The 13354-nt window shown below is 44.6% G+C and carries 14 protein-coding genes; 2 read left to right on the forward strand and 12 right to left on the reverse strand.

Going from position 1 to position 13354, the window contains the following annotated elements; genetic code table 11:
* Positions 1–8 precede the first annotated feature (8 nt).
* The 6 genes from H171_RS13305 to H171_RS13330 all read right to left on the reverse strand — a co-directional run bounded on the left by H171_RS13305 (position 9) and on the right by H171_RS13330 (position 6082).
* Complete coding sequence (locus H171_RS13305) at positions 9–470, reverse strand: VOC family protein (protein ID WP_100305586.1); 462 nt, start codon at positions 468–470, stop codon at positions 9–11.
* Positions 471–490: 20 nt separating this feature from the next.
* A complete protein-coding gene (locus H171_RS13310) occupies positions 491–1504 on the reverse strand; it encodes a mannonate dehydratase (protein ID WP_242976959.1) in 1014 nt (337 codons plus the stop codon).
* Between the two features lie 6 nt (positions 1505–1510).
* Positions 1511–2920, reverse strand: a complete 1410-nt coding sequence (locus tag H171_RS13315; RefSeq protein WP_100305587.1) for a mandelate racemase/muconate lactonizing enzyme family protein — start codon at positions 2918–2920, stop codon at positions 1511–1513.
* A 68-nt stretch (positions 2921–2988) separates the two neighbouring features.
* Positions 2989–3843 (reverse strand): carbohydrate ABC transporter permease, encoded by an 855-nt coding sequence (locus H171_RS13320; protein WP_100305588.1) that lies wholly within the window; start codon positions 3841–3843, stop codon positions 2989–2991.
* Position 3844: 1 nt separating this feature from the next.
* Entirely contained in the window at positions 3845–4723 is an 879-nt protein-coding gene (locus H171_RS13325; RefSeq protein WP_100305589.1) for a carbohydrate ABC transporter permease, read from the reverse strand.
* A 72-nt stretch (positions 4724–4795) separates the two neighbouring features.
* Positions 4796–6082, reverse strand: coding sequence for an ABC transporter substrate-binding protein (locus H171_RS13330; RefSeq protein ID WP_100305590.1), 1287 nt, complete (start codon positions 6080–6082; stop codon positions 4796–4798).
* Positions 6083–6330: 248 nt separating this feature from the next.
* On the opposite strand from H171_RS13330, the gene H171_RS13335 reads away from it, so the two are divergent.
* Entirely contained in the window at positions 6331–7350 is a 1020-nt protein-coding gene (locus H171_RS13335; RefSeq protein ID WP_100305591.1) for a LacI family DNA-binding transcriptional regulator, read from the forward strand.
* A gap of 203 nt (positions 7351–7553) precedes the next feature.
* Here the strand turns inward: H171_RS13335 and H171_RS13340 are convergent, their stop codons facing one another.
* On the reverse strand, positions 7554–8072 hold the full coding sequence (locus H171_RS13340; RefSeq protein WP_157803159.1) for a hypothetical protein: 519 nt from the start codon (positions 8070–8072) through the stop codon (positions 7554–7556).
* Between the two features lie 17 nt (positions 8073–8089).
* On the opposite strand from H171_RS13340, the gene H171_RS24175 reads away from it, so the two are divergent.
* On the forward strand, positions 8090–8392 hold the full coding sequence (locus H171_RS24175; protein ID WP_157803160.1) for a helix-turn-helix domain-containing protein: 303 nt from the start codon (positions 8090–8092) through the stop codon (positions 8390–8392).
* A gap of 95 nt (positions 8393–8487) precedes the next feature.
* On the opposite strand, the gene H171_RS13350 is transcribed toward H171_RS24175, so the two are convergent.
* From H171_RS13350 to H171_RS13370, 5 genes are read right to left on the reverse strand one after another with little or no spacing between them, the layout of a single operon-like run.
* Positions 8488–9357 (reverse strand): nucleoside hydrolase, encoded by an 870-nt coding sequence (locus H171_RS13350; RefSeq protein WP_100305594.1) that lies wholly within the window; start codon positions 9355–9357, stop codon positions 8488–8490.
* A 6-nt stretch (positions 9358–9363) separates the two neighbouring features.
* The gene (locus H171_RS13355) at positions 9364–10386 is read right to left on the reverse strand and encodes an ABC transporter ATP-binding protein (protein ID WP_100305595.1); all 1023 of its coding nucleotides are present in this window, start codon (positions 10384–10386) and stop codon (positions 9364–9366) included.
* Between the two features lie 29 nt (positions 10387–10415).
* A complete protein-coding gene (locus H171_RS13360; protein ID WP_100305596.1) occupies positions 10416–11237 on the reverse strand; it encodes an ABC transporter permease in 822 nt (273 codons plus the stop codon).
* Positions 11238–11240: 3 nt separating this feature from the next.
* Positions 11241–12110: an ABC transporter permease gene (locus H171_RS13365; RefSeq protein WP_100305597.1), complete on the reverse strand. Its 870-nt coding sequence runs from the start codon at positions 12108–12110 to the stop codon at positions 11241–11243.
* Positions 12110–13354, reverse strand: a complete 1245-nt coding sequence (locus tag H171_RS13370) for an ABC transporter substrate-binding protein (protein WP_100305598.1) — start codon at positions 13352–13354, stop codon at positions 12110–12112. Before H171_RS13370 ends, H171_RS13365 begins: the two co-directional genes overlap by 1 nt.

The following is a 13354-nucleotide window of genomic DNA, read 5'->3' on the forward strand; positions in this document are numbered from 1 at the left end:
CCTCCTTCTTATTCGTCACGCTCTAGCAGTTCTACTACTACTTTCAGGCTGTCCAGTGCATCCATGAATGCATATCTTCCATTTCCTCTCCTGTACTCACCTTTTTGCAGCAGTTCCATTCCCCAATCCTCACAGGCGCTGATGGTCTTTTTCATACCTTTTACATGAAAGGATATATGATGGATTCCTTCACCAAACTGTTCTAAATGCTCCTTCCAGATGCTTGGCTCTTCATTTGGCTGGATCAGTTCCATCTGTAAATCTCCGAAATAGAAGAATGTCATGTAGCACTTTGCCTTTGGTGCCGGCTCTCCTCTGTATTCCGTCTTTGTAATCTCAAATTCACCGCTATTTACGGTTTCAGGTTCCTCTACCCCGAAAAAGCGTGCAAACTCCTTTTTTGTCTTCTCAATATCATTTACCAGAAATCCAATCTGTGCCAGTCTCATGTCCTCAATTGGTTTGTCCATATTATTCTCATCCTTTCAATTTACGCATTTTCAATTGTTTTTAATTTCTCTATCGCTTCCATCAAACCTTTTATGTAAGCAGTATCCGCATAGCGCACCTTGTGGCCCCAGTCTCTGTCACCTTCAATGCCAGGCACGTGGTCACTGACGATAAAGCCGTCAAATCCTGAATGCATCAGTGCATACACCACCTGGAAGGGATCGAAATTCCCTTCTCCCAGGAAACATTCCTGGAATTTAGGCACCGTACCTTGTACATCCCTCATGTGGGTATAAATCAGCTTTTTCCTTGGCCCGAAATATTCAATGGCATCAAAAATGTTCTTTGCCCCGTCTTTCATCTGGGAAAAGGTTCCGATACAGAACAGCAATCCCCAATTCGGGCTGTCGATCATGGCTTCCGCCCGTTTATAGCTATCCACATCAATAAACATCCTTGCAATTCCAGACAGGCTTTCGATCGGCGGGTCGTCCGGGTGAAGCGCCATGGTCACATGGTATTCCTCCGCCACCGGTATGACTCGTTTCATAAAATATTCAAAATTCTCCCACAGCGTTTCCACGTCAGGCATCTTCACATCTCTTCTCTGGCCAAAATCCGCCATATCATCAATGCCCTGCTTCTGTTTTTCTAAGTCAAAGGCCTGCACAGAAGCACCATATCTTCCTACGGGAGCGTGATTTTCCGTTCTCCAGACAAAGGATGGTGAAAAGTGATACCCCAACACGGGGATCCTGACACGGCCCAGGCTGCGGATGGATTCACAGACATTTTCAATCTGCTTATCTCTTCCCTCCAGACCCAGCATCGCTTTGTCATAAAAAGAAATTGGCATGTTTTCCATTGCTTCCACGATAACACCGTACCGGTCGCACCGTTCTTTAAAACGAGCCAAATCATCGTACTTCCAGTACTCATCCGCAGGCAGATCATAAGGGAGGTTGAACTGTACCCTGTCAATCCCCATCTGCCTTGCGTTGGTCAGGATCTCCTGATCCACGCTCCGAATCTGTCCATATGCTAATCTCATCATTATCTATCAGCTCCATATCCGGTCCAGAGAGGTCTCCTGGTTCCATTCATCGGTAGATACCCATACATCTTTGTCCTTCATAGGCCCATGCTCCCGGATCAGTTCCTCGTTTAGGGACTCAATTCCAAGACCAGGTGCATCCGTCACTGCCGTAAAGCCCTCCTGCACAATAGGCTTCACCGGTCCTATGATCAAATCCTGCCACCACTCAGAATCAAAAGCGTCATGCTCCTGCACAAAGAAATTCTCACTGGCAGTAGCCATATGGGCACCAGCCAAGGCTGATATGGGGCTTTCACACATATGGAGTGCCATAGATACCCCATACCTGGCCGCCATATCACCCAATTTCTTGGTTTCCAGGATTCCTCCGGAAGTCAGGAGGTCCGGATGCACCACATCCAAGGCACCTGCCTCAAAAAGAGGTTCAAAGGTCTCTGTCAGGTACATATCCTCTCCCGTTGCAAGGGGAGAAGTCGTCGAGTGCTTTAGTTCCTTGTATTGATCCGTCAGATACCATGGGAGCATATCCTCCAGCCATGCCAGGTTATATTTTTCAAGCCTTCTTGCAATCTTGATCATATCCGGAAGGGGAAAATGCCCGAAATGGTCAATCGCCAGTGGTACTTTTGTACCAATTACGTCCCTCACCCTTCCAATGTATTCATCCAGATGCGCCAGCCCTTGTTCGGTCACATGCATATTGGTAAAGGGGTGAGAAATCCGGTTAAAATCATACAATGCCGCATTGGCTGCAGATACCTCGGCTCTTGTTCCGGTTCTTGAAACCCGGCGTACTTCTTCCTCCACAGTCCGCAGCTCATTGACCCAGTCTAAGGGGCCGGAATAATTCCCCTCCTGTGCCATAAGGAGCTCCACACTAAGAATCTTTACTGCCGTAAATCCCTGATCCATATATCCTTTTAAGATTTGTCCCACTTTCTCTGGCTCCATTAAGATGCCGGTGGCCCTGCCTTCCTCAATATGGGTATCTGCATAGAGCCTGACCTTATCCCGGAACCTTCCTCCCAAAAGCTGATACACCGGAACCCCGTACGCCTTACCAGCCAGATCCCAGAGGGCCAGTTCAATGGCACAAACGCCTGCAGACTGTCTGGACTGACCACCGAATTGCTTGATTTTTCTAAAAATACGATCTACATCACAGGGATTTTCGCCAATGATCCTGCTCTTTAACTGTTTTAAATAAGTGGCGCTGGCGCCGTCACGCATTTCCCCATATCCGCTGATTCCCTGGTTGGTGTCGATTCTCACCAGATAACAGCCCCAGGGAGGAAGATCCACCTTGGTGAATTTTACATCCGTGATCCGTAACATAGACGGATTGGAGCTTTGCCTTACAAAATTCAAACACTCTTCATAATTTATATCTGTCCGACCGCTCTTATGTTCCATCGTCAACCTCCTGTCCATTCCAACTCTAATCAACTATTTCCTATTCATTACTGCTCAGCCAGCTGCTGTTAACCTTTTACCGCACCGTCTGCCATACCCTTGACAAAATACCTGTTGCATGAAAGGAAAATAAGGAGTACCGGAAAAGCTACAATGGCCGATGCAGCCATCGTGGAACCCCAGTCTACCGCAAACTCTCCTGCAAACATGTGGATAGCAATGGGAAGTGTTCTTGTCTTAGTCGATGTGCTTAAGTTCAGTGCAAAAAGGAATTCTTCCCATGCATGGATGTAGGTGTAAATAGCCACGGAAATCAATCCTGGTTTCGCAATAGGCAAAACCACCCGAAACAGCGCCCCGATTCCCGTACAACCATCAATTTTGGCTGCTTCCTCCAGTTCCTTTGGCACTGTCTCAAAAAAAGAACTGAGCATGATAACACCCATAGGAATCGTCAGTGCCAGATCTGCCAGGATCAGTGAAAAATGAGTATCCAAAAGCCCTGTTTTTGCAACCAGGAAATACAAGGGGATGATGATTACCACACTGGGTATCATCTGTCCGAACAGAAGGGCAATCTTAAGCACTCCATGTCCCCTAAACTTATATCTGCTTAAGCCGTAACCTGCCAGGATGGAAATAAGCAATGTAATTACAACCACACTGACCGTAATAATGATGCTGTTGACAAAAGCATCAAACATCTTGGAATTAGTAAGTACATTAATATAATTGCCCAATGTAGGTGTGTCTGGGATGATCTGAGGAGGGATATCGTACTGCTCCGTAGGAAGCTTGATGGATGTGGACAGCATCCAGATTGCCGGGAACACGGCTGCCAGAATCACAAGAAATAAGATTGCGTAGGTGCAAATCTGCCAGACAATATTCGTTCTTGTTACAGATTTTTTCAGTTTCACCATGTTAGTTCCCCTCCTTTTCTCTTGTAAGATAGAGATATACAAGACTTACGAACATAGATAATGCAAACAAGACCGCGCTGGCTGCACTGGCTATTCCGAAATCATAATCCATGAATGCCCGTTTATAAATGTACATGGCCATTACTTCTGTCTTATGAGCCGGTCCGCCCTCTGTCATTGCATAAATAAAGGTAAATGCATTCAGGGTCCAGATGATCATTAACAAGATCGTTGAATAGCAGGTTGCCGCAATCGATGGCCAGGTCACATTTTTAAAGATGCCTAATACATTTGCTCCATCAATAACCGCAGCCTCTTTTAAATCCTTGGATACACTCTGAAGGGATGCCTCGATCATCAGCAGGATGAAGGGGAACATCTTCCATGTGTTGACTGCAATGACAGACCACAAGGCGATCTTGGGATTGGACAGCCATGTCTGGTTCTTTTCAATGATTCCCAGAGAGCTGAAAATGAAGTTGATAATACCATAATCAGCATTGTACATCCACTTCCATACAGCGGAACCGATGATGCTGGGTGTTACCCATGGGATCATTAACAGGATACGAATAAGAGTCTTCCCTTTTACAAATGGCTGGTGAAGGATCAAAGCCATGATAAAGCCCAGACCAAACTGGAAGAAAACACTTCCAAACGTCCATACTAACGTATTTGTGATAGAACCAAGGAACACCTTATCCTCAAACAACTTTTTGTACTGGGAAATGCCGCAGAAAACAGGAGCTTCCAGGAACAGGGTGTTGTTAAAGAACCCCATGACCAACGTATAAAGCAACGGATATATCATGACTACTGCAACGGTAATCACAGCAGGAAGTACATATCCGGCTCCTGAACGTTTGATTTTTCTAAGCATACTTTCATTTTACCTTTCTCTTTTAAAAGGCAGGCCCCGCCTGTAAACGGAGCCTGCCTGCCCCACTTCGGATTACTTTAACAGTTTCGTTGTTGCCTGATCTAACAGTCCGCTGGCTTCCTCGGCAGACATATCCTCAGAAAGCATCAGCTGAAGGTTATCCATGATAGCCTGGCGGATACCTACAATGTTCTCAACTGCCGGAAGTGCATTCGCATACTGCAAAGCGTCAGCATTTGGCTTGATGATTTCTTCCGGATAGTCCGTGTAACGGGCCGCTACTTCTGCCGTACCCGTGAAAGTATTTGTATAGATAGCCGCAATATCAGGCCTGCTAAGGAATTTCACAAATTCCCACGCCGCTTCTTTCTCCTTGCTGGACTCTGCAACCGCTACAGACCAGCCTCCTAAAATGGTGTTCCTCTCTGCACCGTTTGCAGTTGGAACCATGGTGCATGCAAAATTTAAATCCGGATTTGCTTTCACAATTTCTGCCAAGTCATAGATGCCGCTTAAGTACATAGCAATTTTGCCGCTGGCAAACAGGGTACGGTTTGCAATGTTGTCATTCTCCAGTAAGGATGCAGGTGCATAAGCTGCCAGATCCTTATAAAGCTGTGCCGTCTGAATCGCCACATCACTTCCAAGCGCAGATGCAGTATTGTCAGCATTTAAAATATCACCACCGGAAGAACGGAGCATGGTTATGTACTGGAAAGAGAAATTCGAGTAATTTGTTCCGCAAAGACCATAACCATACACATCACCGTTCGTACATGCAGCCGCTGCCCCTTTCACCTCATCCCAGGTAGCAGGAGGTGTTTGATATCCTGCTGCCGACAGGATGTCCTTGTTATAGAACATGACATATGTTTCACTGCGGAATGGAAGGCCATAGAGTTTTCCGTTCACAGTGGAGGCATCGTTAGCACCTTTGACGAACTGATTCACATCCAGGGAATCCTTTGCCACGTATTCATCAAGTGGTGCAAGCAAACCTGCATTACCGAACGTGGTAACCCAGTCCAGCGCGCAGGACAGGACATCTGGTGCCGTGCCATTTTTAAGTGCCAGCATGTATTTATCATTTGCAAGATCTGCCTGGAACTCTGCTTCAATCTTAATATCAGGGTGTTCCTTGTTCCATATAGCCTCTACCTCCGGCCAAACAGCCTCCTGCCAGTTGCCATCCCAAAATTTAATGGTAACCGGTTTTCCTGAAGCCTCTGTTTTTTGATCAGACTGGGGAGCCGTCTCAGATTTTTGTTCTCCCTTTGCTGAAGAGCATCCGACCATAAGACCTAATGCCATTGTTGCTGCCATAGTCATACTTAATGTTCTCTTTACTACCTTTTTCATGTTTTTCCTCCTTGCTCTTTTTACCCTTTTTCTAAAATGTTAACGTTTTCATTTTATTACAACTACATACTAGCAAATAGTTGTGCATTTTGCAAGCTTTTTTTTAATTTATATATTATTTTTAATCGATTTTGATCATTTTAATTTTATAAACGTTTTCATTTTTAGCCATTTTCCTGCCTTGAAAGTGATTTTCAGATATGATATAATGAAAAAAGTACAAATATTTTCATAAGAAGGGATTAAAAATGAAAACCATAAAAGATGTAGCAGCTTACTCTGGCGTATCTTTAACCACTGTATCCCGAGTAGTTAATGGCTCTGATAAAGTCTCTCCCAAAACCAAAGCCAAGGTTGACCAGGCCATAAAGGAACTGGGATATTTTCCTAATAATGCAGCCCGCTCACTGGTAAAGAAGCATACAGATTCCATTGCTATCCTGCTGCGTAATATACATGATCCTTTTTTCACCGATCTTATTCGTGGCATTGAGGACGCCTCCGCTCTCCTTGGGCGTAACGTCATATTTTGCAGTCCGGGAAGAGATGAGAAAGTCAGGGACCGCTATATCGAATACCTGACAAACGGTATTTCAGACGCCATCATCTTATACGGTTCACTTTTTTCAGACAAAGCAATGATTGAGCATCTGCAAGAAGTGGGATTTCCCTTTCTGTTGATTGAAAATAACTTTCAGATGATGCCGGTTAACCAGTTCCTTATTGATAATGTAACCGGAGCAAAGGATGCGGTGAATTATTTAATCAGACATAATCATAAGCGAATCGCCCATGTGATGGGCAACCCAAATAAAAAAGTCATCCTGGAGCGTTTCAGCGGCTACATGGAGACCATGCAGGACAACGGTCTGCTGATCCAGGATTATTATATCCAGAATACCCTTAATGACTCCTCACTCTCCCTGCCCAATTTCAGGGAAATGATGGCCCATCCAGAAGGCGAACGGCCCACCGCTATTTTCTGCAGCAATGACAAGATTGCCATGCAGGTAATCAACGAGCTGCAGCAGTCTGGCTTTAAGGTGCCTGAAGATGTTTCTGTCGTAGGTTTTGACAATCTGATTACATACGGCTTTTCCTACCGGGGACCGCGGATCACCAGCATTCAACAGCCTTTGTATCAGATTGGGTATGACAGCATCCTGTCCATAGATGGGATGCTTCAGGGCAGTATCACAACTCCTATTAACAAATTTTATCAGACTACTTTGGAGGAACATGAGACAGTGTGCTTTTGCCCGGAATAATGATATTATTCAGCCAACACCAGGGCATGCATTTTCATCTAGTTTCTGAATTATTGGATTCAAACTCCAGTGTTTTCAACATGCCCTTGGGTTGCCAGAAATTTATTGCTTATTAATCCAACTATATTTTGGTATCAATACCATTTTCAATTGCTAATTTACATTGGCAGTATCTTATATTTCGATCCTACTGGCTGGATTGCTTAATCTACAAGTATCCTGCGTTTTTCCTTCCTGATGCTTATGCCCTTTTCCTCACCCTTCTGTATGTCATCAATTAAGGAACACATGGATTGGTAAACAGACAGGTTATCCATTGCTTTATCCCATCCGCCTCCACTCCGGTGTCTGGCATAGGCAGTTAAGGCTTGGGCCGGTACTGCTCCTGGCTGGCTTAAGCACAGATACGCAAATGACCGGTCCTCAGGTTGACTGTTCCCACTTTCCAGAACAGTTCTGGCAAAATATCTGGTAACTGCAAGAGCCATACTTCCTCCTCCCAGACCTCCCCAGCTCCCATAAATCAGATTGATGGTATCATACTCGGTTATCATGTCTGAAAAGCCTTTGTACTGACTCCTTAACTGCGCCCCTTTCCTTAAATGAAAACGGCAGAGTTCAAATTCATCTTCGTCTTTTGCTTCATTTTGATCCAGTAAAAGCATTGTACGGTACGCGATATAATCAGGAGAAGACCGGTCAATCTCTGCTTTTATTTTCAAAATACTCTCAGGAGCAATTGGCACAAAAGATCAATAAAAGTAAATCGCTGATAAGCAAATACGAAAACAATCAAAAATTGCCTACCTTAGAGACATTAATTGATTTATCTATTTTTGATGTAAGCCTGGATTTTCTGGCAGGAAAAGAAAAAGGGAAAACAATTATGGTCAATAACTTAACTGCCAGTCAGATCGATATCATAAATGCATTAATGAAGGAGTTTCATAGCAGTAAACCCAAATATGTAACCAGAGGACTGACTACAAGGCAGCTTGATATTTTCAACGGACTTATCATCGAATTTACAAAAATTGAATGACGCAGCGAAAAAGTCTCCCAACCCTTTCACTGCGTCATTCATCGTCTTCACAAACCAATATTCCAAGAATACAAAGTATCATCTCAAACCCACTGCTATTCCATGGGAACCCGCATCCACGCATCATAAATATGATTTTTATACACCTTATCTTCACCAATCACCGGAAGATTGCACACACAGTTGCCTTCTTTGGACTCCTGCAAATGCCCCCGTTTCAAATACTCCTCTGAAATCAGCAGCGTTTTTCTCTCATCCACAAACAACTCCGGATGCATCAGATATACTGCCGCTGTCACATCCCAGTTATAAAATCCACCGATTCCATAGTCCTCCTCATTATACCCAAACCAATAATCCGTCTTCTCCCGAATGTATGCAGCGGCCCTGTTGTCCAAGCTGAATAAACGTTCCTTATATTCCTCCCTTGTAAACAGCACCTTCAGGCAATGATTCCCTGTGATCACTGAGACATTTCTACCTTTCGTAAGCACCGTCCACGTGGCAAATGGATCGCAGGAGAAATTCAGCTCATTCATCACCTTTTTCTCAAACACAAGCGGGCTTGTAATTCCTCCCATTACCACAATATCCTTTACTTTCTCAAAAAAATGATTGTCCCTTTCATAAGCCCCCCGGAGATTTGTAAGGGAACCGGTTGCAAGAATTGATAAAGATCCTGCATACTTATCCGCCATCTCTGCAAGGTAATCTGCCGCCTCACTTTTGTATGCTCCACATCTTTCCCCACCCATTTTCACCGGAATATCCTCACGTCCCAGGTCCTTTAACATGGTTCGGCAGGTGTTGTATACAATATCCAGCCGGTTATTCCCATAAGTTGCAGTGATTCCATGTACCATCGCTTCCGGGCAGCCAAGAAGATACATGAGCGCAAGTCCGTCATCCACATCACAGTCCTTCACCCCAAACGTATTGTCACAGTCAAATACTACATGCTTCATCTGATTTTACGCTCCCTTCCGAAACCAAGTCACTCCGTTTTCCTCGATATAAATACCGGCCCGGTCTCCTTCTACCAGTCCCAGCTTCTCCAGCTCCTGACTAATGACCTGACTTAATATGATACCTTCCGGAACTTCTATCTTCACTTCCGCCATCTCTCCCATAAATGAGATTCCGGTAATTGTATAGGCTCCTTCTCTTACAAGCTTTACGGAAAATGGCCGGATCATCGCCTCATAATTCCCGTCTTCCAGCTCTGCACTCATCTCAAACAGTCTGCTGCTGAACCTGTGGTTTTCCATTCTTCCCTTCACATAGTTCACCCTGCCGAAATATTCCGCCACTGCCTTTGAAACCGGATGACGGAACATATTCCTTGGCGTGTCGTACTGTAAAATCCGTCCCTCACTCATGAGCGCAATCCTGTCAGACATCTGCATCGCTTCTCTTTTCTCATGGGTCACAAGAATCGTGGTAATCTTCCGCTCACGGTGAAGCTTCTTCACAAGATTTCCCATCTCCAGCCTTAAGCACTCATCCAGTCCTGAAAACGGTTCATCCAAAAGCAGCACTCTTGGATTTGCAGCAAGGGCTCTTGCCAGCGCAACTCTCTGCATCTGTCCCCCGGACATTTCTTTTATTTTCCGTTTCTCAAATCCCGTAAGCTGTACTTCCTCCAGCAGCTTTTTCACCGTTTTCTTCCGAACATCTTTCGGCACTTTTTGAAGCTCCATGGGAAATGCAATGTTTTGTTCCACAGTCAAGTGGGGAAATAGTCTTAAATCCTGAAATACGATGACCGTCCCTCTTTTCTCAGGCGGAATCCCAACAACCGATGCATTCTGGATCCGTATATCACCCTGTTGGATTTCCAGAAGTCCCGCTATGCATTTCAAAAGTGTTGTCTTCCCACACCCGGATGCACCAAGAAGCGAGAGGAATTCCCCTTCCCGTATATTAAGGCTGATCCCATGAAGAATCTCTTTTTTCTGCAGTACTACTTTTAAATTTTCAACCATAAGGCTCATTGTTTATCTCACCCTTTTCTCTAGTCATCTTATTCCGATGTATAAAATTCTCCGCCTCCATGTTTCATAAAACGGCATGCCGCCCATTCAAACACTCCAAACACGAGCAATGTCACGCCTAGAAACAGGGTACTGTAAATACAGGCAATGTTTCTATTTCCGCTTTGCAGATAAGGAACCATAAGGATCGTAAAGGTTTTTACATTTCCCCCTCCTATCATCAGCGTGAGAAAATACTGACTGAAGGAAACGATATAGGACATGCTCACCGCCGAAAGAATCACAGGCATTAACATCGGCAGAGACGTTTTGTAAAAGGCTTGAAAAGGAGAGGCTCCCAGGACTCTGGCCTGTTCTTCCAGCCTGCTGCCAACAGCCGCCGTCCCATCCATGATGAGGCGCACCGCATAAGGGAGTGAACAGATCAGATGAGCAATGATGACTCCTGTAATCCTGTTGTTTAAGCCCATTTTAATAAACGTAATCTGTATCCCCATTGCAAATACGGTGGCAGGAACCATAAATGGAAGGATCGTAAAAAAATACACCATCTGTTTTCCAGGGAATCGGTAAAACAGTATAGCTCTCGCCGTCATAATGCCGATCACCGCAGATAAGGCTGCTACAACCGAGGAAATAAAAATGCTTGACCAGAGGATTTTTAAAAGCTCCTTTTTTCTTCCTGCTATCTCTAAAACCGCTCTCCCTGAAAACACCTGAGGCACCAGATCCGGCCATGTCCACCGCTCCGTGAAAATCCATAGAAACAGAGTGGCAGCCGGAATAAGAATGGCAGCCAGCATAATGAACCGTGTCATACTTATAAATATTGACTTTCTTTTTTTCTTCATGGTCTATTGTTCTTCCGTTAAACATTTCACATTTTTCCGAATCATCAAAAAATATAACAGAGCACTGATAAGGGAGATTATAATAATAATTCCATTTAAAGCCATGGCATAAGGCCGGTGTCTTAAATCCGGATGAATATACTCATGATACGCAAGAACCGGCAATGCTTTGGGAACCGTGGCCCCAAGCAAAAGGGGAAGCTCATATGCACCCAGGGAGAATACAAAAATAATCAAAAATCCGCTTATAATTGTATTTCTGCACAAGGGCAGCGTCACCCTCCAGAACACCGTCCACGTTTTCGCTCCAAGGTTCGTCGCCGCTTCTCCAAGACTTCCGTTTATATTAGCCATCAGTGCGATGATGAAATAAATAATAAAGGGAATTTCCTTCCACAGATATGCCATGATGATTCCTAACCCGTGAGAATCATAGATAAGCATTGGAAACTGTTGCTGTTCCTGTATCATGCCAAGCGCATAGGCAGCCCTGGCCAGGATTCCATTCCTGGAAAAAATATTGATAATAAAAAGCGCCGCAACCACATGAGGCACGATGATCGGAAGCTGGATGATACGCATAACTGCTCCCTGAGTTTTCTTTCCCATGATGCATACGCCGCAAAAAAATACTCCGCCTGCCGTTGCAAGAGCCGATGAAAGCAGTGCAATCCTAAGGCTGTACAGCACCGATCTCATCATATCCGGCCGTGACAGAACCTCCTTATAATAAAAAAGCGTTGGCTTCTTTAACCCAAAAGCTGGAATTACCCCTAAGCTTTGGGTAATTCCAGTTACTAATCCAATCATAAACAAAATGGTAAGCAATATTTGGGGAGCCAAAAGCAAGTATGGCATCAGCTTATCTTTCATTATTTTCCTGCCACTTCTTCTGTCCATATTTCTTCAATAATGGGAACCAGCTCAGCCGGCATTTCCGGAAGACGTTTTGATAACAGCTCATCCTGGGGAATCGTTCCCTTTCCAAGCTCCACCTCATCAAATGATGCTTTCTGTTCCTTTGAAAGCTTTGAATTGTCAAGAACCGGGATGACCTTCAATGTATCATAACGGTCTGCCTGGATTTCCGGAGACAGCATTTCATTGATTGCCACCATTGCTCCTGTCTTATTCCCGGAATTTGCTGCAATGGCCATAAAGTTGGTATTTCCGATGGTCCCTTTCTCAAACTGGAACGACTGTGTTGTCTGTGTAAATGCTCCGTCCGCGATCTTGACAGCAGTTCCGTAGGCATCATATGTCATGCTCAGCACAACCTCTCCGTCTGAAAACATATTGTCCAGGGTCGTTGAGGAATCCGGGAAAGTTTTTCCTTCATTCCATAAGTACGGATTCAGCTCCCTTAAGTATGTCATTGCAGGTTCCACAGCAGTTTTTACCGTTTCCTTATCCCCTTTCATATCCAGAAACTGTTCGTATCCGCAGATCTCATAGATCATATTTCTGACAAACGCACTTCCTGTAAAATCCGGAAGCGCCGGATAAGTCACCTTTCCAGGATACTTCCGGACAAACTCCTTAAAGTCTTCAGCGCTTTTGGGCATGTCCGGAGTTACAGCCGTATCCGCAATCATAACGATCTGCGCTTTTCCATAAGGAGCTTCAAATCCCTCAATGGGGTACGCAAAATCAAGCGTTACATCTTCGGACGTTGCATCTACATAATCCTGAAAATTGGGAAGTTTATCCACGAAAGGCCCATAGAGCATATTGTTTTCTTTTGCAGAACGGAAATTTTCTCCATTGATCCAGATCATGTCAATGCTTCCGTCCTTTTCGCCTGCCTGGATTTCTCCTGACAATTGGCTTAACACCTGATCAATATCCATTGGAACACGTTCCATGGTAATGTCATACTTTTCCTTCATTACCGGTGCGAAGGTATTGTCCAGCCATTCATTCAGCTTCTCATCTCCGCCCCATCCATAAAATGTAACGGTAGTGCCCTTTGCTTCCTCCTTCATTCTGACGAAGGACAGCTCCTCTGTTTCTATAGCCGTTTTTTTCTCTACTTTTTGTCCTTCATTGTTCCCGCAGGCTGTCATGGAAAAAGCTATAACAACCGTCAGAAGCGCTGCCGTAATTCTTTTTTTCAT

The sequence above is a fragment of the [Clostridium] celerecrescens 18A genome (assembly GCF_002797975.1).
Classification (GTDB): Bacteria; Bacillota; Clostridia; order Lachnospirales; family Lachnospiraceae; genus Lacrimispora; species Lacrimispora celerecrescens.